This is a genomic window from Rhizobium sp. RSm-3 (assembly GCF_001854685.1).
GTDB lineage: Bacteria > Pseudomonadota > Alphaproteobacteria > Rhizobiales > Rhizobiaceae > Rhizobium > Rhizobium ecuadorense.
In genome coordinates this window covers 64,531-88,816 of the sequence record NZ_MAWZ01000014.1, presented here as the reverse complement: position 1 = coordinate 88,816, position 24,286 = coordinate 64,531, and the positions used below count along the sequence as shown (strand labels likewise).

Here is a 24,286-nt window from a genome sequence, read left to right as displayed (position 1 = left end):
GTTCAATTCCCCGCCACCCGGCGCGAGTGGGTAATCGGTATTTCCAGTTTCTCCGCGATCCGCACGAGATCGGCGAGCGACGCCGCCGCCATTTTCTGCATCACATTTCGTCTATGGATCTGCAGCGTGACTTCGCTGATCCCGAGTTCGGCTGCCGCCTGCTTGTTGAGAAGGCCGCTGACCACGAGCGGCAGCACTTCGCGCTCGCGCGGCGTCAGGTCGAGATAGTGTCGTTTCAGCATGTCGAGCTCGGCGCGTCCCGATCGCTTTTCCCGATCCTCGGCGAGTGCGGCATGGATTGCCGCCAGGAGATCCGCGTCACTGAACGGTTTGGTCAGGAAATCCACCGCGCCGTGCTTGATCGCGCGCACGGAGGAGGGAATGTCGCCGTGCCCGGTAATGAAGACGATCGGCGGATGGTCCCTGTCGGCGATCTGCCTCTGCAGATCGAGGCCGTTGATATCAGGCAGCTCGATATCGAGGATGAGGCAGGCGGGCAGGTCAGGCTTGTCCGCTTTCACGTAGTCGCCGGCCGATTCGAAGGCGACGGCGCGCATGCCGTGCGAGTCCATCAGCTCGCCGAGCGCTTCGCGGATGCGTTCATCGTCATCGACGATGAAGACGATATGGTCATCGGCCGTCATGACGCCGCCTTTGTTTCAATGGGCAATGTGAAGATCAACGTCGCTCCGTGCGGATTGTTCTTCTCTGCCCACAAGCGTCCGCCGTGCAGCTCGACGATCGAGCGGCAAATCGCCAGACCCATGCCCATGCCGTTTTCCTTGGTCGTGAAGAAAGGTTCGAACATCTTCTCGGGGAACTCGATACCCTGACCGCGATCGCTGATTTCGGTCTGGATGGCATTCCCCATATGGCGCACCCGCATCCCGATCACCCTGTCGCCGTCGACCGTGTCCATCGCCTCGATGCCGTTGCGGACGAGATTGATCAGAACCTGCTGGATCTGGATGCGATCGATGGCAATGAGCGGAAGGTTGCCCTCAAGCTCCAGGTCCATACGGGCGCGACGGCGAGCCGCTTCTTCGGCCATGAGGTTGCGCGCTTCACTGACGACGCCTGAAAGCGTCGTATGAACTCTTCTGTCCGCGGATTGTTTGAACAGGGCGCGGATGCGGCTGACGACATCGGCGGCGGAGTTGGCATCGCGGATGATGCGCTCGACCGTCCTCTGCGCCCGCTCCATATTCGGCGGTTCGGCCATCAGCCAGCGCTGGCAGGCATGCGAGTTGGCGACGACGGCGGCGAGCGGCTGGTTCACCTCGTGAGCGATAGAGGCCGAAAGCTCGGCAAGGCTCGCCACCTGGCTCGCCCGGGCAAGGCCCTCTCGCGCCTGACGCAGATCTTCCTCCGCCCGAACTTCAGCGTCGACATCGAGGCAGATGACGTTCCACTGGACAATCACGCCTTCGGCATTGCGCATCGGCGCAGCGCGCGTCTCGACCCAGCGATATTCGCCATCGTAGCGCCGCAGACGATGCCGGCGCGCATAGGGCTCGCCGGTGGACAATGAATGGGCATAATTCTCTTTGACTCCCGCCACGTCGTCGGGATGAACGCCGGCGTCGAGCGTGCCGTCCAGCCGGGTTTTCCCCGTTCCATCAAGCTCTTCGAGCTTATATCCGAGGAAGTCGCGGAGCTGGGGGTTGCGATAGACCGGCTCTCCGTCGGGAGCTGCGCAATCGATCATGGCCGGCAGCGTTTCGACGATCTGCCAGAGCGAGCGCTCTCTTTCTCGCAGCGCCTCCTCGACACGCAGCTGATCGTCGATGTCGTGCGAGAGACCGTACCATTGGACAATCCGGCCGCTTTCGTCCCGCAGCGGCTCGGCGCTGCCTCTGACCCAGCGATAGATGCCGTCGGCGCGTCGCAGGCGATACTGCTTGGAGAAGCGCTCGCCGGTGGCGAGCGAATGGTGGAGTGCCTGGGCGAGACTATCGGCATCGTCGGGATGGACGGCGGCCTCGATGAGGTCCGCCAGCCGGCTCATCCCCGGCGTTTCCATATCAATGATGTCGAGACCAAGAAAATCTTTCAGGCGCTGGTTGAAGAAGGTCGGCGTCCCTTCCGGATCAAGCCGCCAGAGCAGGCTCGGAACCATGTCAACCAGTTGCGAGAGCTCGCGTTCCCGGTCGCGCAACGCTTCCTGCGCGCGCATCTCGTCATCGATATCGACCGAGATGACGTACCATTGCGTGATCGTGCCGTTCTGATCCCGCAGCGGCTCGGCGCGGCCGTCGACCCAGCGATAGGCTCCGTCGAAACGGCGCATGCGGTATTTGATCGAGAAGGGATCGCCGCTGGTCAGGGAACGGTGAACCGTCTGAAGCAGCCTTGGTGCGTCATCGGGATGAACGAGAGTATTGATGACAGCCGACAGGCGGCTCACGCCCGGCTGATCCATGTCGCCGACGTCGAGACCGAAGAAGTCGATCAGGCGTTTGTTGAAGAAGACAGGCTCGCCTGTCGGTGTCAGCCGCCTTATCTGGGCTGGGACCATGTCCACAAGCTGCGACAGCTCGCGCTCGCGGTCGCGCAGGGTCTCCAGCGCACGCACCTCCTCGTCGATGTCGAGAGACACGCCGTACCATTGCACGACCCTTCCGTCGTCGTCGCGCCGGGGTTCCACCCTGCATTCCGCCCAGCGGTAAACGTCATCTTTTTCGCGCCAGCGAAACCGCATTGCGGTGCCGCCACCGCTTTTGAAACAATTCTGCAGCGTACGCTGGACGTCGGGCGCGTCTTCTGGATGGATCAGCCGTTGCAGCAGATCTTCGATGCGCGGCTCGCCAATGGCGTCGAAATCGGCGATGACGGCGCGGAAATGGTCCTGATAACGTTTGTTGAAATAGACCGATCCGCTCTCCGGCTCCACGCTCCAGACGCGAACCGGCACCGCGTCGATCATCTGCCGCAGCGTTCGCTCGCTCTGGCGCACCGCCTCTTCGGCGCGGACCTGATCGTCAATGTCGTGGCAAAGACCATACCACTGGACAATGCCGCCGGCCTGATCCCGCAACGGCTCCGCGCGGCTCGACATCCAGTGATAGACGCCGTCGGCGCCGCGCAGCCGATACCGCATGGCAAAGTTTTCGCCGGTGGCGAGGCAATGGGTGAGCGCATTGGTGAAGCCGGCGGCATCATCGGGATGAATGACCGCCTCCAACAGGCTCATGCCGGGCCTGTCCGAATCCGCGACATCGAAACCGAGGAAATCGACCATCCGCCGGTTGAAGAAGGTCGGTTCGCCCTCAGGTGTCAGACGCCAGACGTGGCTTGGAACCATGTCGACAAGCTGCGAGAGCTCCTGCTCCCGCTCGCGCAGCGTCTCCACGCTCTGGCGCAGTGTCAGCACGGCCAATTGATGTTGCCGGGATATGGCGGCAACGATCAGCGCCGAAAATGCCGAGATGGCCAGAAAGAGCTGCAGCATGATCTGCTTGTGTTTCTGGGACTCGGGATCGCCGACGAACTGGCCCGCGCCGGTTATCGTGAAGATGGCTGTAATGAGGGCGAGGAGAGCCAGCGATATGGCGGCACCCTTGAACTCGAAGCGGACCGCGGCCCAAAGAAGGGGCGGCATGATGATGTAGGCGAAGGGAAGATAGCCGCTGAGCGACAGCGCGGCGACACCGAGAAAAATAAGCCCGAGGACGCCAGCCTCCACCCATTGCGCGGCCGAAAGGCGAGTCTTGCCCCGCCAGTTGTGGAGGACGGCGAGCGCCAGCGGCGCGACGATCAGCACGCCGGTTGCGTCACCGATCCACCAGAGAGGCCAGGCCGTCAGGAAGGATTGTGATTGGATGCCGAACCAGGCAAGCGTCGCACTTCCCACCGTCGCGCTCACCACCGGCGCAATTCCGGCGCCGAGCACGACGAATGCGAGAACCTCCTGCAAGCTTTCCAGCTGTGCCGGCCGCTTCAAGACCCGATTGATCAGCCATGCCGCGACCACCGCTTCAAGAGCGTTGCCGACATAGATCAGGAAGGCCGCAGGCAGCGGACTGTAAAACCAGATGGCATTGCTGAGCAGCTCAGCCAGGCAGCCTCCCAATATCCACCATGGCCAGCTGCGCCTTGGGGCGAGGATGAGCGTGGCGATGAAAAGCCCGCCCGGGGGCCAGATGGAAATACCCGTTCCCGGCACGATCGCGAGCGACTGGGCAAAGCCGCAGGCGAGCACATAGGCGGCGATGAAAAGCCCCAGATACAGGGCTCGGGGGCGGTGCGACCAGACGCTCATCATCAACAACTCCTTCCGGACAGGCAAAGCCCGGGGATCGTCAGCATTTGGCACAGCATTCGTTTTCGATATCGGAGCCGGCGAACTCATATTCGAACCGTAACCCTGCCGTACCACAGCCGCAACTCATGGAAATCCATACATTGCGCGGAGAGGTAGCGTCGCGCCACGGCCGGATCTTCGGCGCAGACGGGAAACGGAAGATGATTCCGTTCCTGGCGGGGTTTCCTAAACTTTCGGTCTGCTCCGCTATACTTCCGGCCAGGGCGCCAACGCTTTCGCATGATGGAAGGGTTTCGGCTTTCCGGTCATTGTCGATTCAATCGATCGCGAGGATGCCGACATGAAAATTGCCGTGGTGGGAGCAAGCGGGGTTATCGGAACGCGGCTCAGCGAAAGCCTGCGCCGGTCGGGCCACGAGGTCGCTGCCGCATCCCTATCGCTTGGCGTCGATACGGTTACGGGCAAGGGCCTCGCCGCGGCGATAGCGGGAACCGACGTCATCGTCGACGTCACCAACGCCGCATCGTTCGGCGACAATGCGGCCCTGGATTTCTTCAAGGCGTCAACGAAGAATTTGCTTGCCGCCGCCACTGAGGCTGGAGTCGGGCACTATCTCGCCCTCTCCGTCGTCGGCACGCCACGGCTTGTGGAAAGCGATTATTTTTACGCGAAAATGGTACAGGAAAACCTGATTCAGGCTTCCAACCGCCCCTACACGATCCTCCGCTCGACGCAGTTCTACGAGTTCATCAGCGGATTGATCGACATCGGCGGGCAAGGCGACGTCGTTCGACTGCCGCCAGCCTTGATGAGGCCGGTCGCAGCCGGCGACGTCGCCGCCTTTCTGGCCGAATTGATCGTCGCAACGCCCTTGGGCGGTATCGTCGAGATCGGCGGCCCGGAACAGTTCGGTATCGATGAAGTCGCCCGGATCTATCTGGCTGCCAACGAAGACGACCGGCAGGTGATAACGGATCCGTCCACATCCTATTTCGGCGTCGAATTGACCGACGCCGCACTGCTTCCGGGCGCCGGCGCGCGGCTGGCGGCCGAGAAACTTTCCGACTGGCTCTACCGATCGATGGCGGCTTAGCGGCGGCCTTGAAGTTTACCGAGTGAAGTAAGCCTTCTGCCAGAAGAGTATTATAAAGGCGCTTGCTATGGCGACACCGTTACCGCGAAAGGTCAGGTGACTATCCCCCAGTCCGTGCGGGATATGCTTGGCATCGCTCCAGGCAGCAAGGTGGATTTTCATTGTGCTCCCGACGGCAGTGTGGTTTTGACGCGCGCCGACAAGAAACGGCCGGCCAGCCGCTTCGAGAAGCTGCGGGGCCATGCTGGCAAGGGCCTTCATACATGCCATCATGACTTTGACGCGCGGCGAAAAGGCACATTCGAGCGCGCGGGCTGGTCCGGCGCTTCGATGACGAACGAGATCGGCGGATCGCGATCGGGTGTCACCACGTCGGGCAACCGGCCGGGCGCCAGCGGACGCTACACGCTTTCCGGCTATCGTCTCGACCTGACCGACGCGAGTGGCAAGACGGAAAGCATGAGCATATTCGAACCGGACAAAGCCTCCGACGGGCTGCTGGTGATCAACGGCAGCAACGACCTGAAGGACGACGGAGAACAGTCAGGCAGAACCTTTCCGTTCCGTCAGTGGCATCACATAAAATTCAATGAATTTCATGTGCATAACGAGGGTGTCGGCCTTGCTCGTCAGTACCTCGGGCGGGTGCGAATCACCCGCCGATTGGTTCATGAAACCGCCAGATTCCCGCGCCTGTCTCGCATGCCTCGACCCGCCGTTTGGTTAAGCATTTGTAATTCGGTCACGAATCGCGGCATATAGTAACTGCGCAACTGAAGCGCTTTCGTTCAAAATTGCGCAGTTATTTGGGAAATAGATCATGCAGCCGAGTCTTGCTCTTCAGGACGATCAAGAGCATCTCCCGTCGCTTCTGGCAACGGATGCGAAGGAGTTGTCCTATCAACTTCAGCAGCACCAGGCAAAAATCTTCCCGCCGCTTTCCCAAAAGACCATCAGAACATTTTCGCCTGCGGAAGCAGCGGCTTTCATCGGCATCGGCGAAGGTTATCTCCGCCAGGTGGCCGCCGACGGCCATGGGCCCGATCCGCTGGCAAACGGACGGCGGCTCTACAGCGCAACCGATATGGATCGGATTCGCCGGGTTCTCGACGAGCGAAACGGCACGCCGAAATATGTGCCGGCGCGCAGGCCGGGAGAAAAGCTCCAGATCGTCTCCGTCATGAATTTCAAGGGCGGTTCGGGCAAGACCACCACCGCGGCCCATCTGGCGCAGTTCATGGCGCTGAGGGGCTACCGCGTGCTCGCCGTCGACCTCGATCCGCAGGCCTCGCTATCCGCCCTGTTCGGCCATCAGCCGGAATTCGACGTCGGCGAGGGCGAAACGATCTACGGCGCGATCCGCTATGAGCAGCCGCGCCCGATCGCCGACATCGTTCGCGCCACCTACACGCCCAATCTGCACCTCATTCCGGGAAATCTCGAGCTGATGGAGTTCGAGCACGAAACGCCGAAGGCGATGTCGTCGGGTCGGGCGGAGACGATGTTCTTTGCCCGCATCGGCGAGGTCCTGACCGAAATCGAAAGCCTCTACGACGTCGTGGTCATCGACTGCCCGCCGCAACTGGGGTTCTTGACGATGTCGGCGCTCTGCGCGGCGACCTCGGTCCTGATCACCGTCCATCCGCAGATGCTCGACGTCATGTCGATGTCGCAGTTTCTAACGATGACGAGCGAGCTGATGTCGGTCGTGGAGAAGGCCGGCGGGCGCACCAGCTATGACTGGATGCGCTATCTGGTGACGCGCTTCGAGCCGAATGACGGACCGCAGAGCCAGATGACCGGCTTCATGCGGGCGATCTTCGGCAATCGAATGCTCCACAATGCCATGGTGAAGTCGACGGCCGTCTCCGATGCGGGCGTCACCAAGCAGACCCTCTACGAGGTCGAGCGGTCGCAGTTCACCCGCGGGACCTATGACCGGGCGCTGGAGTCGCTCAATCTCGTCAACAGCGAGATCGAGGCGCATATTCGTTCGACCTGGGGGAGGAAATAGTCGATGGCGCGCAAGAACCTCATCGAGATTTCCGCTCCGAGCCCGGCCAGGGTGGAAGCGGTCGCACCGCGCGACAATCGCCCGATCGCGGGATTCGTGCCGCAGGAGCGCAGTGCGGCGCCGGTCGGCGGCATTACCAAGACGCTCGGCAACATTACCGAAAAAATGGAACGGGCGAGTGAACTCGAACGGCAGCTTGCCGCCGGCCAGACCATCGTCGAACTCGATACGGGCCTGATCGATGCGTCCTTCGTCAGCGACCGATTGGCAATCGATCCGGCCGAACTCGCACAGCTTGTCGAGCAGATCCGCGAGCATGGGCAGCAGGTTCCGATTCTCGTGCGTCCGCATCCTGAAACCAGGGGACGCTATCAGGTGGCCTACGGCCATCGCCGCCTGGCCGCCGCGACAGAAATCGGCATCAGGGTGCGCGCGGTCGTTCGCGATCTCACCGATGGTCAGCTGGTCGTCAGCCAGGGGCAGGAAAACAGCGCCCGGACCAATCTTTCCTACATAGAGCGTGCGCTCTTTGCATCGAGGCTCGAAGAACGAAGCTTCGGCCGCGATGTGATCATGGCGGCGCTCGGGGTCGATAAGGCCGCGCTGTCGAGAATGCTGATCGTGATACGGCAGGTTCCCCTTGATTTGATCAACGCCATCGGTGCGGCCCCCGATATTGGCCGCCGGCGGTGGCTGGAACTGGGCGAACGGCTTGAAGGTGCCGACGTCGAGAAGATCATCGCCGAGTTGTCCGCGGACGACGCGCGAAAAATTCCAAGCGACGAGCGGTTTCACCGCGCATTTGTGCTCGCAACCAAGCGGACGCAGGCGCCGAAGCCGGCGATTGCCAAGACCCAGGTCAGCGGCGTGCCGGTGACGATCAAAAAGACAGCGTCCGGTGCAACTTTCGTTTTCGACGGCAAGACCGCACCCGGTTTCGACCAATTCGTCCAGGAAAGGCTGAAGAGCCTGTTCCAGGAATTCAACAAGGACAGAGGAGCGTAGCGCGCAAAAGAAAAAGGCCCCCAACGACGGCGTCGTGGAAGCCCTTCTCAGATCTTAAGCACATCGAGAATCGCATTTCCACGAATCACAGTCAAGCGTCTTAGGCACCAAATTGGTGGATGGTTTTCTTTTGCCTGAACGAAGGTGAAGGCAAATGGAGAGTGGATATGTGACGACGCCCTTTGGGCGGCGGCCGATGTCGCTTGGCATGCTGGCAAGCCAGCAATTGGCCGAGACGATCGAGCCGGGAATGAAACGCAGCAAGTGGAAGCTGTTTCGGGCAATCTGCGAAGCGCGGCCGGCGCTCGGCGTGACCGATCGGGCGCTGACGGTGCTCGACGCGCTGCTGACCTTCTATCCCGATGACGAGATCTCCGAGGAAAAAGGCCTGATCGTCTTTCCGTCGAATGCGCAGCTGTCGCTCCGCGCCCGCGGCATGACGCCGGCCACACTCCGTCGGCATCTGGCCGTGCTGGTCGAGGCCGGCCTGATCCTGCGCAAGGACAGCCCGAACGGTAAGCGTTATGCCCGCCGCGACAGGGCTGGCGCCATCGGCGAAGCCTTCGGCTTCAGCATCGCGCCACTTCTCGCACGCGCGGTCGAGATCGAAAGCCTTGCGGCCCAGGCGATCGCCGACCGGGAGTTGCTGAGAGCGACGAGGGAACGCCTGACGGTCTGCCGGCGCGATATCTCCAAGCTGATCTCAACGGCGATCGATGAAGCGGTTCCGGGTGACTGGGAGCAGATGACGATGATGTTTCGTGCGATCGTCACCAGGATTCCGCGCATGGCTGGCATCGAAGAACTGGCATCGCTGCTCGGCGAAATGGGGCTGCTGCGGGATGAAGCCGTCAACTTGCTGGAAAGGCAGATTAAAAGGCAAAAAATAGACGCCAATGAGTCTCAGATTGAGCGTCACAAACAGAATTCAAACCCAAACTCCATCTATGAACTTGAACCAAGCTTCGAAACGAAGCAGGGCGAAAAGGCAGCGACAAACAACGAGAGCACGGCCGAACCGCCGGGTGAGCAAAAGCCGAGGCCGTTCAAGCCCTCGGCTGGAATCACCGGCAAGGTCTCGGGTGCCGCCGCGCCGATGTCCGGCCCAGGCCTGAAATCCTTCCCGCTCGCCCTCGTCCTTCAAGCCTGCCCTCAAATCCTCGACTATGGGCCGGGCGGAACCATCGGCAACTGGCGAGATTTGATGTCGGCCGCGGTGATCGTGCGCTCGATGCTCGGCGTCAGTCCCTCGGCCTATGAGGAAGCCTGCGCCGGCATGGGACCGGAAAATGCCGCGACCGTCATCGCCTGCATCCTGGAAAGGGGAGGGCATATCAATTCGCCCGGTGGTTATCTCAGGGATCTCACCCGCAGAACCGAAAGAGGCGAGTTTGCGATCGGGCCGATGCTGATGGCGTTGGTGCGGGCAAATGGGCCGGCAACAAGGCATGCCGGTTGAGGAAGTTGCGTGCGCGACAATCATATCGTGTTCGGTATGCAATCACCTCTTTACAACTAACATGTCACTCTGTTACCTCTAATCCCGATAATCGGGAGGGATATATTTGACCCAGAAATTCGGGCTGTCAGTCGCTCTCGCCACGCCGTTCGACGGCAATGGCGATATAGCGATCGATGTTATGATCGCGCAGGCAAGACGATGCCTTGCTGCCGGATGCTCCAGCGTCACGCTGTTCGGTACGACGGGTGAAGGCTCCTCCATCGGAAGCCGGGAACGTGACCGTGTTTTCGAGGCCTTCCTCGATGCCGGGATCGAGGCAAAGAACATCATCGTCGGGGTGCTGGTCGACGCCGCCGAGGATGCGGCGATGCAGGCCGATCATGCTCTTTCCAAGGGTGCTCGCAATATCCTTCTCGCCCCGCCGTCCTATTTCAAGAACGTCAGCGACGACGGTGTCTTCCATTGGTTTTCGGCGGTCTTTGCCATGTTGGGCGACAAGGCGCGCGACATTATCGTCTATAACCTTCCTTCGCTCACCATGGTTCCGCTGACCGTGTCGCTGATCGGCCGGCTGCGGACCGCCTTCCCCAACATCGTCACAGGCGTCAAGGATTCTTCCGGCGACTGGCCTTATACCGAAAGCCTGCTCAAGGCGCATAGCGATCTCATCATCCTGGTGGGTGATGAACGGCATCTCGCCAGGGGCGTGCGGCTCGGCGGCCAGGGGGCAATCTCCGGGATGGCGAATTTCGTGCCCCGCGACGTCAAGCTGATGGCCGAAGACGGCAAGGACGACCCCCGCATCGAGGGTTTCGTGGCCGAACTGCTGAAATATCCTGTCGTCCCGGCCGTGAAGGCGATGGTGGCGCACGTGATGTCGGAGGAGATCTGGCTTGCGGTTCGACCACCGCTCGGTTCAATATCCGGCGAAGGGCAGGCGCAACTCGTTATGGCTTTCGATAAGCTTTTCCAGTCGAAAGCGGCATAGTCAAGCATGCTACGGGAAGAGGCGATGGACGGAATGGACGAGCAGCCGACGCTGCGGGAGAAGGCGTATGCGAGCTTCACGCGCCATCTTCTTGCGCGTGATGTGCGCCCCGGCCAGTTCGTGTCCCAGCGCCGTCTCGTGGGGCTGACCGGACTGACGCTTGGCGCCATCCGTGAACTCATCCCCAGGCTTGAAGCCGAAGGGCTGATCAAGACCGTGCCACAGCGGGGATTGCAGATCGCTCACATCGATCTCAATCTCATCCGCGAGGCATTCCAGCTGCGCGTGTTCCTGGAAAAGGAGGCGGTGGCGCTCTTCACCCGGTCGGCGTCGGACGAGACGATTGCCGGGCTTTTGAAGCAGCATCGGGATATCGCCGACGCCATTCGCAGCGGCGATGGCTCGCATGAACTGGAACTGCGCGCGCAGGCCGTCGACTGGGGCATGCATGACGCCTTTATCGATGCACTTGGCAATACCATCATTTCGAATGCCTACCGGGTAAACTCGATCAAGATGCGCCTGATCAGCCAAGACCGGTTTCGCATCGAGGGTCACGTCGGGCCTGTCATGGGCGAGCACCTGAAAGTGCTCGAGGCGATCGAACGACGATCGGCGGAGGACGCCGTCAACAACCTTGTCGCACACATCAACGGTGCAAGGGACCGTGCGCTGAGGATCTAATCGGGAATAATCAGCCGGAGGTGAGGAGATCGCCGGCAAAAGGAGGAGGAATACCATGCCATCATTTTTGAATCCGACGAGACGCGGCTTTCTGGCGGGGACGGCCGCTTTCGGGGCGAGCAGCATGCTCGGCATGCGCTCCGCATCGGCTGCCGTCGATTGGAAGCGCTTCGCCGGCACCAAGCTCGAGGTCAATCTGGTCAAGAGCCCGCGCAGCGAAATACTCCTGAAGTACCTGCCCGAATTCGAGGAGCTCACCGGCATCAAGGTCAATGCCGAAGCAACGCCCGAGCAGCAGCAGCGCCAGAAGACGACGATCGAGCTCAGCTCGGGAAAGCCGAGCTTCGACGTCGTGCATATGAGCTATCACGTCCAGAAGCGGCAGTTCGAAAAGGGCGGCTGGCTTGCCGATATCGGCGGCTTCCTCAAGGATCCCGCGCTGACCGACCCATCGCTGACGGAAGGTGATTTCGCCGAAGCCGGCCTCGCCTTCGCCAAGGACGCCGGCGGCGTTCTGCGTTCTCTTCCCTTTTCGGTCGATTACTGGATCATCTACTGGAACAAGGCGCTGTTCGAGAAGAAGGGGCTTTCCTACCCGACGACGTTCGAAGAGCTGGCAAGTGCGGCCGAAGCACTCACCGATCCGTCGACCAACACCTACGGCTTCGTCGCCCGCGGCCTGAAGAACGCCAATACGCCGGTCTGGACGTCGCTGCTGCTCGGCTACGGTTCGAGCCCGCTCGCCCCGGACGGCAAGCTGCGCACGACATCGCCGGAAGCGATCGATGCCGCCAAGCTTTACCAGAAGCTGATGACCAAGACCGCCCCTCCCGGCGTCTCCGGCTTCAACTGGGCCGAGGCGCAGTCGGCCTTCCTGCAGGGCAAGATCGGCATGTGGCTCGATGGCGTCGGCTTTGCGCCGCCGATCGAGAATCCTGAGAAGTCGCGCGTCGTCGGCCAGGTCGGTTACGGCATCATGCCGAAAGGCCCGAAGGCACAGGCCGCAGGCACCTTCGGCGACGGGCTCGGCGTCGTCGCCGCAAGCCAGAAAAAGGAAGCGGCTTACCTCTTCTGCCAATGGGCGATTTCGCATGACATGGGCGCCCGTCTGCTGCAGGCCGGTGCCGGTGTTCCATTCCGCCAGTCCGTCCTCGAGGATGCGAAGGTCCGCGAAGGCGTCAAGATGCCGGCCGCGTGGCTCGATGCCGTCGTCGGTTCCGGCAAGATCTCGCAGCTCGCGCTGCCGGTCATCATTCCGGTCACCGAGTTCCGCGACATCTACGGCGTCGGTCTCACCAACATGATCGGCGGCGCCGATCCCGAAACCGAACTCAAGGCGGCGACGGCACAGTTCGAACCCGTCCTGGCAAAAAGCGAGGGATAATGACCTCGGCAAGCATCGAAACGGCCGCAGCCGCCAAGCCCGCCTCGAAGGGAAGGAGCAACGCGGGTCGCGTTGCTCCCAACTACTGGCCCTTCGTCATCCCGGCGCTGATCGTCATCGCGGCCGTTATCGTTTTTCCATGGGTGTTTACCCTTTGGATGAGCGTCAACAGCTGGACGCTCGGCCAGTCCCAGGTTTTCGCCGGACTGGATAATTATGCCCGCCTGGCCGTGGACATGCGCTTCTGGGAGTCGCTGTGGCATACGGTGCTTTATACGACGCTCTCTGTGGTGGCGCCGCTCTTCTTAGGCACGCTCGCCGCGTTGATTTTCGATACGCAATTCCCGCTGCGCGGCCTTCTGCGCGGCATATTCGTGATGCCGATGATGGCGACGCCGGTCGCCATCGCCCTTGTCTGGACGATGATGTTCCATCCGCAGCTCGGCGTCCTCAATTATCTTCTTTCCTTCATCGGCATCGGCCCGCAGGAGTGGATCTATAATCAGAGCAGCGTCATCCCCTCGCTGGTGCTGGTGGAGACCTGGCAATGGACGCCGCTCATCATGCTGATCGTGCTCGGCGGCCTGGCGGCGGTTCCGCGCGAGCCCTATGAAAGTGCCGAGATCGACGGCGCCAATGTCTGGCAGAAATTCCGCTATCTGACGCTGCCGATGATCGCGCCCTTCCTGATGATTGCCGTGATCATCCGCAGCATCGATGCGGTGAAGAGCTTCGACATCATCTATGCCATGACCCAGGGCGGCCCAGGCACGGCGTCGGAAACGATCAATATCTATCTCTACAACACCGCTTTCGCCTACTACGATATCGGTTATGGCTCGGCCATGGCGGTGGTTTTCTTCATCCTCATCGTCCTGCTCTCCTTCGTCCTTCTGATGCTCCGGCAGCGCGCGAACTGGTCCGACGGGGAGGCACGCTGATGAAGCGCAAGACACTCGATCGCATCGGGCTTCTGTTTGTCGCCCTGGTGATGATCTCGCCGGTCGTCCTGTTCTTCCTCTGGATGATCTCGCTGTCGCTGAAGTATGAGATCGACAACGGCGCCTATCCACCGATCTTCATTCCGGAGCGTTTCGCCTGGACGAATTATCTGAAGGTCTTCGAGGAGAATAATTTCTTCCTCTATCTCTGGAATTCCGTGCTGGTGACCGGTGCCGCGACGCTTCTGGCGCTGCTGATCGGCGTGCCGGCCGGCTACGGCATCGCGCGGCTGAAGGCGGAGAAGGCGGCGATGGTCATCATGATCGCCCGTATGACGCCCGGCCTTTCCTTCCTGATCCCGCTCTTCCTGCTGTTCCAGTGGCTGAACCTGCTCGGCACGCTGATGCCGCAGATCATCATCCATCTTGTCGTCACCGTGCCGATCGTCGTCTGGATCATGATCGGCTATTTCGAGACGACGCCGATGGAGTTGGAAGAGGCTGCCAGCATCGACGGCGCGACGCCTTGGCAGATTTTCCGCCTGGTCGCTTTGCCGATCGCCAAGCCCGGCATTGTCGTCGCCTTCATCCTGTCGGTCATCTTCTCCTGGAACAACTTCGTCTTCGGCATCGTGCTCGCCAGTCGCGAGACGCGCACGCTTCCGGTCGCGGTCTACAACATGCTCTCCTTCGAACAGGTCAGTTGGGGGCCGCTTGCTGCTGCAGCGTTGATTGTCACCCTGCCGGTGCTGATATTGACGGTGTTTGCGCAACGGCAGATCGTCGCGGGGCTGACGGCCGGAGCCGTCAAGTGAACAGGTGAGACGACAGTTTTGACGATTTCTCCTGCCTTCGACCCGCCTGCCAGAACAGGATGATTTTAGGCCGGTCGGCCTAAAGTCCGAATCCTGCTCTCAATAAAGAGTTAGAGCATGATGTCGTCCGAAAACCGCTCACACTTTTCGGCGTCATGCTCTAGTCCGGCGCGCAGTGTTTTGTGCGTCGGCGCTGCGGTCCTGGACACGCTGTTTCGCGTGCGGGCGCTGCCGGCCGGCCAGGGCAAAATTCTCCCCTACGATATGCTGCAGGTCGCCGAAGGCATGGCGTCGAGCGCGGCCTTTGCGGTCGCCCGGCTGGGTGGCAATGCCAGCCTCTGGGGTGCGGTCGGTGATGATGCCACCGGCGAACGCATCATTGCCGACCTCGGCAGCAGCGGCATCGATACGAGCGGCATGGTCCGTGTGGCGGGCGCCCGCTCGGCGGTCTCGACGATCCTTGTCGACGATCAGGGCGAGCGGTTGATCGTGCCCTTCTACGATGCGGCCCTGCACGAGACGGTCAAACCGGTGACAAAACAGGACGTGTCAGCTTTCGATGCGGTTCTGGTCGACGTCCGCTGGCCGAAGCTGGCATTGCGGACGCTGCTCGCAGCCGCAGAGGCGGGCAAACCGGCTATTCTCGACGGCGACGTTGCCGGCGACGGCGTGATCGAGATGCTGGCACCTGCGGCCAGCCACATCGTGTTCTCGCAGCCGGCCGCCGAGCGCCTCACTGGAACTGCCGAGCCGGCGAAGGCCGTTGGTCTCTTGAAGCGAAAGTTCGAGCACGCCTTCATCAGCGTTACGTCAGGAGAAAACGGCTCCTTCTGGTGCGACGACCGAAGCGGCGAAATCTTCCATCTTGCCGCTCCGAAGGTAAGGGCTGTCGATACGCTCGCGGCCGGCGATATTTTCCATGGCGCTTTCGCTCTGGCGATCGCAGAAGGCGTGCCGATCGCCGAGACGATGCGTTTCTCGTCCATGGCGGCGGCGCTCAAATGCCAGGTCTTCGGCGGCCGTATCGGCGCGCCCGGCAGAGCCGATGTCTGCGATGCGCTGCGGGGCTGGGACGCACCGGTGACGAAGATGAATCCTGTTCTAAATTAAAGAGTTGGAGCACGATGTCATGAGAAAACCGCTCACGGCATCATGCTCTAGAAGAAGTCCGAAAGCCAGTAGCAGAGCGCTGAAATGGTCGCGGCGGCCGGGAGTGTGACAACCCAGGCGATAACGATGTTGCCGGCCAAGCCCCAGCGAACGGCTGACAGCCGTCGGGCGGCACCCACGCCGATGATGGCGCCGGTGATCGTGTGCGTCGTCGAGACCGGGATGCCCAGCCAGGTTGCGCCGAACAGCGTCAATGCTCCGCCGGTTTCGGCACAGAAACCCTGCATTGGGTTGAGGCGCGTGATCTTCGAGCCCATGGTGTGGACGATCCGCCATCCGCCGCAAAGTGTGCCGAGCGCCATTGCGCCCTGGCATGACAGAACGACCCAGAGCGGTACATGGAAGCCGCCGGTCAGATAGCCTTGCGAATAGAGCAACACGGCAATGATGCCCATCGTCTTCTGAGCGTCGTTGCCGCCATGGCCGAGGGAATAGAGGGAGGCGGAAACAAATTGGAAAATCCGGAATGTCCGATCGACAGCGAAAGGCGTCTGTCGCACGAAGATCCACGACACGATCAGGATGAGCAGCAGCGCAAGGAAAAATCCGATCGCCGGCGACATCACGATGGCGCCGGCCGTTTTCAACAATCCGCTCCACACGATCGCGCTGAAACCTGTCTTCATCAGACCGGCGCCGACCAGCCCGCCGACCAGTGCATGCGATGAGCTCGAAGGAATACCGAAGACCCAGGTGACGATGTTCCAGACGATCGCGCCCACCAGCGCCGCGAAGATGACTTGCGGCGTGACGATGGCCGGATCGATAATGCCGGTCCCGAGCGTTTCTGCGACGTGCAGACCGAAGAACAAGAAGGCGATGAAGTTGAAGAAAGCCGCCCAGAACACCGCATATTGCGGACGCAGCACCCGCGTCGACACAATCGTGGCGATCGAATTGGCGGCATCGTGCAGGCCGTTCAAGAAATCAAAGAAGAGAGCAACAGCCACGAGAGCGGCAAGGAGGGGCAGGGCGAGGGTGGCTTCCATCAAACGTTCTCGATGACGATGCCACTGATTTCATTGGCGACATCCTCGAAGCGGTCGACGACCTTCTCAAGCTCGCCATAAATCTCGCTGCCGATAAGATAAGCCATCGCATTTGACGCGCCGTGGCGGCGGAAAAGATCCTTCAGGCCCTGCTCATGCAACTCGTCGGACCGGCCCTCGACGCGCGTTACTTCTTCGGCCAGTGCGGCCAGACGCGGGGCGTTGGCGCTGATCCGGTCGAGAAGGGGAAGGGCTTCGGCGATCAGATGCGCCGCCTGGACGATCGTTTTTCCCATTTCCTGCATCACAGGGTCGAAGCTCTTCTGCTCGAACAGCCGGATGGTCTTGACGGTTTTCTGCATCATGTCGATCGCATCGTCCATCGACTGGATGAGATCCTTGATGTCGCCACGATCGAACGGCGTGACAAAACTGCGGCGCACGGCAAGCAGCACTTGGCGGGTAATCTCGTCCGCTTCATCCTCCAATTGGACGATCCGGGCGCAATGGCCTTCAATGTCCGTGCCGCCCAAAAGTTCGTTGAGCGCTTCGGCCGCACCGACGACGGTTTTTGCGTGTTGAGCGAAGAGATCGAAGAAACGATCTTCCCGCGGCATGAGTTTTCGAAACCAGCTTAACATCGGCACTCCATGGACTGTCACAAAATTGTCATAAAGCACGGCGGCTGCCATGGAAAGCCGCGAGACCGCAGAAGGGAAGTCATTGACAGAAATCGCAATCCGTCGATCGCGCTGTTCGGGCGCTATCGGCAAATGTTCATTTGAACATTTCATTATTGCAAAGTGAACTATGGCTGTTACCATTGCAGCACGTCTGGAGCGGGAGGCTGCGGACCGAGAGCAATGGGAGTGAAGATGAACAAGATCGCTTTTTTCCTGTCCGCAGGATTGACCAGCCTGTCCTTATCCGTCCCGGCCATGGCCGCCACCAAGATCCAGTGGTGGCATGCGATGGGCGGCGAGAATGGCGCGAAGCTTGAACAGATCGCCAAGGGCTTCAACGCATCTCAGTCCGATTATGAGATCGTGCCGGTCTATAAAGGCACCTATGACGAGACGCTGACCGGCGCGATCGCTGCGTTTCGTGCCAAGCAGCAGCCGGCTATCGTCCAGGTCTATGAAGTCGGCACCGGCACCATGATGGCGGCACAGGGTGCGGTCTATCCGGTTTACCAGCTGATGAAAGACGAAGGCGAGGCCTGGGACCAGAGCAAATTCATTGCCCCGGTCGTCGGTTATTACTCGGACACCAGCGGCAACGTCTTGTCGCTGCCATTCAATTCCTCGACGCCGATCATGTATTACAACAAGGACGTCTTCAAGAAGGCCGGGCTCGATCCGGAAACGCCGCCGAAAACATGGGCGGAGGTGGAATCCTTCTCGCGGACCATCATGAAATCGGGTGCGGCCAAATGCGGCTTCACCAGTGCCTGGATCTCCTGGATCCAGACCGAAAATCTCAATGCCCTGCACGACAAGCCTTACTCCACCAAGGCTAACGGCTTCGGCGGCCTGGACGCCGAATTCACCTTCAACAACGATCTGACGATTCGCCATTGGGACAATTTGAAGAAGTGGCAGGACGAAGGTCTCTTCAAATTCGGCGGGCCTGTCGGCGGCGACAACGCGCCTCCGATGTTCTATTCGCAGGAATGCGCGATGTATATGAACTCGTCGGCCGGCCGGGCCGGCGTCATCAACAACGCGAAAGGCTTCAAAGTCGGTTTTGCACCGCTTCCTTTCTACGATGACGTCATCAAGCAGCCGCTCAATTCGATCATCGGCGGCGCCACCCTCTGGACGCTGAAGGGCCGTCCGGAAGAGGAATATAAGGGGGTCGCGAAGTTCTTCACCTACCTGCAGAAGCCGGAAGTTCAGGCCGATTGGCATCAGTTTTCCGGCTATCTGCCGATCACCGAAGCTGCCTATAAGCTCGGCCAGGATCAGGGCTATTATGAGAAGAACCCTGGCTCCGACATCGGCATCAAACAGCTGACGCGGGTGACGCCCACCGACAATTCCAAGGGCATCCGCTTCGGCAATTACGTCCAGGTGCGCGGCATCATCGACGATGAGTTTGCCGCATTGCTCGGTGGAAAGAAGACGGCGAAGGAAGCGGTCGATTCCGTCGTCGCACGCGGCAACGAACAGCTTCGCGATTTCGAGTCCGCCAACTAATGGGCACCGCGACGGGGGCTGGTGAAAGACCGGTCCCCGTTTCCCATCCGTCAGTGTGAGGGCTCATGCAAACCAAACGGACCGTATTTCCCAACAAGCTTTTGCCTTACCTGCTCATTGCCCCGCAGATTTTCGTGACCGTGGTATTCTTTCTCTGGCCTGCGGCAACGGCCTTCTGGCAATCCTTCCTACGCGAGGATGCCTTCGGCTTCAAAACGAACTTCGTCTGGTTCGAAAACTACCGTCGGCTTTTTGCCGATCCGATCTATATCAATGCTTTCGGCCACACGCTGATCTTCGCCATTCTCGTGACGGTGCTGTCGACGTCGATCGCGCTGCTCCTGGCGGCCGCGGCAATGCGCGTGCTCCGCACCTCCCGAATTTATTCGACCCTGCTGATTTGGCCCTATGCCGTCGCCCCGGCGATTGCCGGTATTCTCTGGTGGTTCATGTTCAATCCGTCGATCGGCATCGTCGCCTATATACTGCGGTCGATGGGCGTCGATTGGAACCATCTGATCAATCCCAACGATGCGATGATCCTGATCGTGATCGCCGCCACCTGGAAACAGATATCCTATAACTTCTTGTTTTTCCTGGCTGCGTTGCAGTCCGTGCCCCGCTCGCTTCAGGAGGCCGGCGCCATTGATGGGGCCGGGCCTACCAAGCGTTTCTGGACGATCGTCTTCCCGCTGATCTCGCCGACGACCTTCTATCTGATCGTCATCAATATCGTTTACGCGATGTTCGATACGTTCGGCATCGTTCATGCGACCACCCAGGGCGGGCCGGCGCGCGCAACCGAGATCCTGGTCTACAAGGTCTATTTCGACGGTTTCATCGGACTGAATCTGGGCTCGTCGGCGGCGCAGTCCGTCATTCTGATGGTGATCGTCGTCGCCCTGACGGCGGTGCAGTTCCGCTTCATCGAACGCCGCGTGCAATATTGAGGGAGCCCAAGGATGGTTGAAAATCGCCCCTTCCTGAATTTCCTGGCCCATCTTGTGCTGATCCTCGGCGTCACGATCGTTGTGTTTCCGGTCTACGTCGCTTTCATCGCATCGAGCCACGGGCCCAATGACTTCCTGTCGGGCGTCGTGCCGCTGACCCCGGGAGGCCACATCATCGAGAACTATTCGACGATGCTGTCATCCGGCATGACAAGCTCGGGAGCGCCGCCGATCGGGCCGATGATGATCAACTCGCTGATCATGGCGGTCGGCGTCGCCGTCGGGAAGATCGCCATCTCGATCCTTTCGGCCTTTGCAATCGTCTATTTCCGGTTTCCGTTCCGGACCCTGGCATTCTGGATGATTTTCATCACGCTGATGCTGCCGGTCGAGGTGCGCATCGTGCCGACCTACAAGGTCGTCGCCGACCTCGGAATGCTGAACAATTACGGCGGCCTGATCATTCCGCTGATCGCCTCGGCAACGGCGACCTTCCTGTTTCGCCAGTTCTTTCTGACGGTGCCTGACGAATTGATGGAGGCCGCCCGTGTCGACGGGGCAGGGCCGATGAAGTTCTTCCGCGATATTCTGCTGCCGCTGTCGATCACCAATATCGCCGCCCTGTTCATCATCCTCTTCGTGCTCGGCTGGAACCAGTATCTCTGGCCGCTCATCATCACCACCGACCAGAGCTTCTATACCGTCGTCATGGGAATTCAGCGCATGGCAGCGGTTGCCGATGCCGAGCCGCGCTGGAACCTCGTGATGGCAGCGGTCATTCTGGCCGCCCTGCCACCCGTCCTCGTCATCGTCGCCATGCAACGCCTTTTTGTCAAAGGCCTGGTCGAAACGGAGAAATGAAATGGCTACGATCAATATCATCGACGTGAAGAAGAACTATGGTGCCGTTCCGGCTGTCAAAGGCATCAACCTGTCGGTTGCAGATGGCGAACTGATCGTGCTCGTCGGTCCCTCCGGCTGCGGCAAATCAACCCTGCTTCGCATGGTCGCCGGGCTGGAAACGATCAGCGAAGGCGATGTCGAGATTGCCGGCCGCAATGTCAACAAGGCGGAGCCGGCCGACCGCGACATTGCGATGGTCTTTCAAAACTATGCGCTTTATCCGCATATGACCGTGCGGGGAAATCTCGAATATGGTTTGAAAAACCGCGGCACCGAACGGGCGGAAATCAACCGCCGCGTGGCGGAGGCCGCCGAGATCCTCGAAATCGAACCGATGTTGGATCGCAAACCTCGCGAACTCTCCGGCGGGCAGCGCCAGCGTGTGGCGATGGGACGCGCCATCGTCCGCGAGCCGGCCGCCTTTCTGTTCGACGAGCCGCTGTCCAATCTCGATGCCAAATTGCGGGTGCAGATGCGCGTCGAAATTCGCCGGCTGCAACGGCGTCTGAAGACGACCAGCATCTACGTCACGCACGACCAGCTTGAAGCGATGACCCTTGCGGACCGGCTGGTGGTGATGAACGGCGGCCTTGTCGAACAGGTGGGCACGCCGGTGGCGGTCTACGATCGGCCGGCAAGTTTGTTTGTCGCCAGCTTCATCGGCTCGCCGCCTATGAACCTTGTGCCGGTCGACGTGCTCAGGGCCGCCGACAGGGCAGGCACCCTGGCATTGCCCGCCGGCACCGACATGGTCGGCCTTCGCCCCGATGCGTTGCTCGTCACCGAGCCGGCGACGCCCACCGTTCGCCTGAATGCGACGGTCGAGCTGCTCGAGCCGATCGGCGGAGAAAGTCATCTGCATGTGCGATTGGGTGAGAGCCAGCGGACAGTCGTCCTGACGGTACCGGGTCGCCCGGACTTTGCCGAGAATGCGAATATCGACGTTTTCGCCTGTGTTGACGCGATGCACCCTTTTAACAGCAATACCGGAAAACGCACGGATTGACGCAGGATTTTTATTTCTTCATCCAGCAGAAGACGACGAAAGAGATGAGACGATGACGACCGTAGAGCCGCGATCCGGCCCGCCACGCAGTGAAGTTCAGGCGCATCGGGGCGCCTCTGCCGTGGCGCCCGAAAATACCGTTGCTGCCTTCAGGGCAGCCGCCGAACAAGGTGCGGAATGGGTCGAACTCGACGTTGCCCTTCTTGGCGATGGCACCCCGGTGGTGATCCACGATGTTTCAATCGATCGCTGCTCGTCGTCAAAGGGAAGTCTTGCCGACCTCACCGCGTCCGATCTCAAGGCCATCGACGCCGGCGCATGGTTCGGTCCGCAATTCAAGGGCGAACCGCTGCCGACGCTGGCGCGGGTCGTTTCGGCCCTCGGCGAATTTGGCCTCAACGCCAATGTCGAGATCAAGCAGCATGCCCATCACAAATCGCTCGGCCAACTGGTCAATATCGTCGATCAGCATCTGAAGGCGCGGGCGCCGCACACCAGGATCATGATCTCGAGCTTCGATGCCGCTGCGCTGAAAGGAATGCATGGGCTCGATCCAAGGTACGAACTCGCCATGCTGTGGAGCAAGGTGCCGGCGGATTGGCTTGATATCCTTCGGTCGATCCCGGCAACGACCATCCATCTCGACTATAAGGCCCTCAGTATCGGGTTTCTCGAAGAGGCCGTCCGTTGCGGCATTAAGGTGAGGGCGTGGACCTGCAACGACCCAAAACGGCTCGCATCTTTCTGGGGCGCGGGTTTGACCGGCGTGATAACAGACGATCCCAGTGTCTACCTCACCTAAGGAGCGGCGATGGGGCAGCGGATCATATCGAGCCGACAACGCGAGATCCTTGCGCTGATCGAGACCGAAGGTGTTCAGTACATCGAGGAGTTGGCACGTCGCTACGATTTGACGACGCAGACCATTCGTCGCGATATCAATGGCTTATGCGATCTGGGCCATGCGCGCCGCTTCCATGGCGGCGTCGATCTGCCGGTCGAGGGCAGCAACATCTCGCTCAACGCCCGCGCCCAGCTCAACCGGCGGGCCAAGCGCCTGATCGCACGGCGCGTGGCCGCCGACATCGGCGCCGAGGCGACGGTGTTCCTCGGGATCGGCAGCACGGTGCAATTCGTTGCCGACGCGTTGCGCGATCACCAGGGTTTGACGGTGATCACCAACAACATCCACGTCGCCTTGAGCCTGTGCGACGCCCCGAGTGTCGAGGTCCATTTGACCGGCGGTCTTTTGCGTCACGATGACCGCGACGTGGTCGGCACGGATGTGATCCGGTTCGTCGAAAAATTCTATGCAACCCACGCCGTGGTCGGCGCAGGCGCTCTGAGCCCGCTCACTGGCCTGATGGATTTCAGCTACAGCGAGGCCCAGATCACCAACGCGCTTCTTGAAAATTCACAAACGCAGATCCTCGCCGCAGACGTCAGCAAGTGGACGCGCACCGCCTCCGTGCGGGTTGCGCCGTTCAGCAAACTCACCCGTTTCTACACGGATCGGCTGCCCGGCGAAGCGTCGGCCGCCAATGCTCTCGCCGAAAGCGGGTTGGACGTGGTGACATGCAGCGAGGAGACGACATGAGCTACGTGGACCTGGCGCCATCAGCGCGGGAGCTGCAGGATGTGCGTTACCTGTTCACCGATATCGACGATACGCTGACGACAGAGGGCAAGCTTCTGCCGCAGACCTATGAGGCTCTGTGGGATCTCAGCCGGGCCGGCATTGCCGTCGTGCCGGTCACGGGCGGCTCTGCCGGGTGGTGCGAACATATCGTCCGCGCCTGGCCGGTGGCCGCCGTCATCGGCGAAAGCGGCGCATATTGCGTCACCCGCCGGGATGGCGACGTCGTCTTCGACTATTGGGAAGACGGCACCCTGCAGGGCGAGCGCCAACGCCGGCATCTGCAGGCGATCAAAGCGCTGATCACGCAAAAGAGCAGGCCGTTCAGGATCGCCCACGACCAGGTCTTCCGGCTGGCGGATGTCGCGATCGACATACAGGGTCACGATCCGCACGAGGTCGAGGATCTGGCGTCCAGCATCAGGGCCATGGGCGGAACGGTGGCGATCAGCTCCATCCACATCAACACCTGGATCGGCGACTACAACAAGCGATCGATGAGCGAGCGGGTTCTAACCGGCCTGTTTGGTGTCGATCCGACCGAGACGCCCACCGCGACTGCCTTCGTCGGCGACTCTCGAAACGACGCACCGATGTTCGGCTTTATCCGCAACTCCTTCGGCGTCAACAATATCATCCCGGTCCTTCCGCACCTGCAGTACGCGCCGAAGTGGGTCTCCTCGCAGCCCGCCGGACTTGGCTTTGCCGATATTGCCCGCTCGATCCTGCACGCGGTCCGCGAAGTTTCGCAATAAGCCGTGGCGGATATCAATGCTTAAGACGA

21 protein-coding genes and 2 pseudogenes are annotated in these 24,286 nt (G+C 60.7%); 19 read left to right on the top strand and 4 right to left on the bottom strand.

The window, feature by feature from the left end; all coding sequences use genetic code 11:
• Positions 1 to 2: 2 nt before the first annotated feature.
• Positions 3 to 644, bottom strand: coding sequence for a response regulator transcription factor (locus tag BBJ66_RS16065; protein ID WP_071088277.1), 642 nt, complete (start codon positions 642 to 644; stop codon positions 3 to 5).
• Positions 641 to 4,264 (bottom strand): PAS domain-containing protein, encoded by a 3,624-nt coding sequence (locus BBJ66_RS16060; protein ID WP_071088275.1) that lies wholly within the window; start codon positions 4,262 to 4,264, stop codon positions 641 to 643. Before BBJ66_RS16060 ends, BBJ66_RS16065 begins: the two co-directional genes overlap by 4 nt.
• 340 nt (positions 4,265 to 4,604) lie before the next feature.
• On the opposite strand from BBJ66_RS16060, the gene BBJ66_RS16055 reads away from it, so the two are divergent.
• The 12 genes and pseudogenes from BBJ66_RS16055 to BBJ66_RS16005 all read left to right on the top strand — a co-directional run bounded on the left by BBJ66_RS16055 (position 4,605) and on the right by BBJ66_RS16005 (position 15,760).
• Complete coding sequence (locus BBJ66_RS16055; RefSeq protein ID WP_071088273.1) at positions 4,605 to 5,357, top strand: SDR family oxidoreductase; 753 nt, start codon at positions 4,605 to 4,607, stop codon at positions 5,355 to 5,357.
• Positions 5,358 to 5,480: 123 nt separating this feature from the next.
• A pseudogene (locus BBJ66_RS33160) lies at positions 5,481 to 5,691 on the top strand (AbrB/MazE/SpoVT family DNA-binding domain-containing protein).
• Positions 5,646 to 5,897: pseudogene (locus BBJ66_RS33155) on the top strand (hypothetical protein); the annotation flags it as partial. The pseudogenes BBJ66_RS33160 and BBJ66_RS33155, both read left to right, overlap by 46 nt.
• A gap of 280 nt (positions 5,898 to 6,177) precedes the next feature.
• A complete protein-coding gene (gene repA, locus BBJ66_RS16045; protein ID WP_003591382.1) occupies positions 6,178 to 7,371 on the top strand; it encodes a plasmid partitioning protein RepA in 1,194 nt (397 codons plus the stop codon).
• A gap of 3 nt (positions 7,372 to 7,374) precedes the next feature.
• The gene (gene repB, locus BBJ66_RS16040; RefSeq protein ID WP_049731096.1) at positions 7,375 to 8,376 is read left to right on the top strand and encodes a plasmid partitioning protein RepB; all 1,002 of its coding nucleotides are present in this window, start codon (positions 7,375 to 7,377) and stop codon (positions 8,374 to 8,376) included.
• A gap of 154 nt (positions 8,377 to 8,530) precedes the next feature.
• Positions 8,531 to 9,835 carry a plasmid replication protein RepC gene (repC, locus tag BBJ66_RS16035; RefSeq protein WP_071088269.1) on the top strand — a complete coding sequence of 435 codons (1,305 nt, stop codon included), beginning with the start codon at positions 8,531 to 8,533 and terminating at the stop codon, positions 9,833 to 9,835.
• 106 nt (positions 9,836 to 9,941) lie between these two features.
• Positions 9,942 to 10,826 carry a dihydrodipicolinate synthase family protein gene (locus tag BBJ66_RS16030; RefSeq protein WP_049731098.1) on the top strand — a complete coding sequence of 295 codons (885 nt, stop codon included), beginning with the start codon at positions 9,942 to 9,944 and terminating at the stop codon, positions 10,824 to 10,826.
• Positions 10,827 to 10,832: 6 nt separating this feature from the next.
• Complete coding sequence (locus BBJ66_RS16025; protein ID WP_443217134.1) at positions 10,833 to 11,510, top strand: GntR family transcriptional regulator; 678 nt, start codon at positions 10,833 to 10,835, stop codon at positions 11,508 to 11,510.
• Positions 11,511 to 11,565: 55 nt separating this feature from the next.
• On the top strand, positions 11,566 to 12,894 hold the full coding sequence (locus BBJ66_RS16020) for an ABC transporter substrate-binding protein (RefSeq protein ID WP_071088264.1): 1,329 nt from the start codon (positions 11,566 to 11,568) through the stop codon (positions 12,892 to 12,894).
• Positions 12,894 to 13,835, top strand: a complete 942-nt coding sequence (locus BBJ66_RS16015; protein ID WP_071088260.1) for a carbohydrate ABC transporter permease — start codon at positions 12,894 to 12,896, stop codon at positions 13,833 to 13,835. The genes BBJ66_RS16020 and BBJ66_RS16015 overlap by 1 nt, the downstream gene beginning before the upstream one ends.
• Positions 13,835 to 14,650 (top strand): carbohydrate ABC transporter permease, encoded by an 816-nt coding sequence (locus BBJ66_RS16010; RefSeq protein WP_071088259.1) that lies wholly within the window; start codon positions 13,835 to 13,837, stop codon positions 14,648 to 14,650. The genes BBJ66_RS16015 and BBJ66_RS16010 overlap by 1 nt, the downstream gene beginning before the upstream one ends.
• A 120-nt stretch (positions 14,651 to 14,770) precedes the next feature.
• Complete coding sequence (locus tag BBJ66_RS16005) at positions 14,771 to 15,760, top strand: sugar kinase (protein ID WP_049731143.1); 990 nt, start codon at positions 14,771 to 14,773, stop codon at positions 15,758 to 15,760.
• A gap of 47 nt (positions 15,761 to 15,807) precedes the next feature.
• Here BBJ66_RS16005 and BBJ66_RS16000 read toward each other — a convergent pair whose 3' ends face one another.
• Both BBJ66_RS16000 and BBJ66_RS15995 read right to left on the bottom strand, forming a co-directional pair.
• On the bottom strand, positions 15,808 to 16,809 hold the full coding sequence (locus BBJ66_RS16000) for an inorganic phosphate transporter (RefSeq protein WP_071088257.1): 1,002 nt from the start codon (positions 16,807 to 16,809) through the stop codon (positions 15,808 to 15,810).
• A complete protein-coding gene (locus BBJ66_RS15995; protein WP_071088306.1) occupies positions 16,809 to 17,450 on the bottom strand; it encodes a DUF47 family protein in 642 nt (213 codons plus the stop codon). The genes BBJ66_RS16000 and BBJ66_RS15995 overlap by 1 nt, the downstream gene beginning before the upstream one ends.
• Before the next feature lie 234 nt (positions 17,451 to 17,684).
• Here BBJ66_RS15995 and ugpB point away from each other — a divergent pair, with 234 nt between their 5' ends.
• The 7 genes from ugpB to BBJ66_RS15960 all read left to right on the top strand — a co-directional run bounded on the left by ugpB (position 17,685) and on the right by BBJ66_RS15960 (position 24,257).
• Positions 17,685 to 19,007 carry a sn-glycerol-3-phosphate ABC transporter substrate-binding protein UgpB gene (ugpB, locus tag BBJ66_RS15990; RefSeq protein WP_071088255.1) on the top strand — a complete coding sequence of 441 codons (1,323 nt, stop codon included), beginning with the start codon at positions 17,685 to 17,687 and terminating at the stop codon, positions 19,005 to 19,007.
• Between the two features lie 65 nt (positions 19,008 to 19,072).
• The gene (ugpA, locus tag BBJ66_RS15985) at positions 19,073 to 19,957 is read left to right on the top strand and encodes a sn-glycerol-3-phosphate ABC transporter permease UgpA (protein ID WP_071088253.1); all 885 of its coding nucleotides are present in this window, start codon (positions 19,073 to 19,075) and stop codon (positions 19,955 to 19,957) included.
• A gap of 12 nt (positions 19,958 to 19,969) precedes the next feature.
• Entirely contained in the window at positions 19,970 to 20,818 is an 849-nt protein-coding gene (ugpE, locus tag BBJ66_RS15980; RefSeq protein WP_071088251.1) for a sn-glycerol-3-phosphate ABC transporter permease UgpE, read from the top strand.
• Position 20,819: 1 nt separating this feature from the next.
• Positions 20,820 to 21,866 (top strand): sn-glycerol-3-phosphate import ATP-binding protein UgpC, encoded by a 1,047-nt coding sequence (locus BBJ66_RS15975; protein WP_071088249.1) that lies wholly within the window; start codon positions 20,820 to 20,822, stop codon positions 21,864 to 21,866.
• A gap of 52 nt (positions 21,867 to 21,918) precedes the next feature.
• Positions 21,919 to 22,668, top strand: a complete 750-nt coding sequence (locus tag BBJ66_RS15970) for a glycerophosphoryl diester phosphodiesterase (protein WP_071088247.1) — start codon at positions 21,919 to 21,921, stop codon at positions 22,666 to 22,668.
• A gap of 9 nt (positions 22,669 to 22,677) precedes the next feature.
• Positions 22,678 to 23,463, top strand: a complete 786-nt coding sequence (locus tag BBJ66_RS15965) for a DeoR/GlpR family DNA-binding transcription regulator (protein WP_049731107.1) — start codon at positions 22,678 to 22,680, stop codon at positions 23,461 to 23,463.
• Positions 23,460 to 24,257, top strand: a complete 798-nt coding sequence (locus BBJ66_RS15960; RefSeq protein ID WP_071088245.1) for an HAD-IIB family hydrolase — start codon at positions 23,460 to 23,462, stop codon at positions 24,255 to 24,257. The genes BBJ66_RS15965 and BBJ66_RS15960 overlap by 4 nt, the downstream gene beginning before the upstream one ends.
• Positions 24,258 to 24,286: the final 29 nt, after the last annotated feature.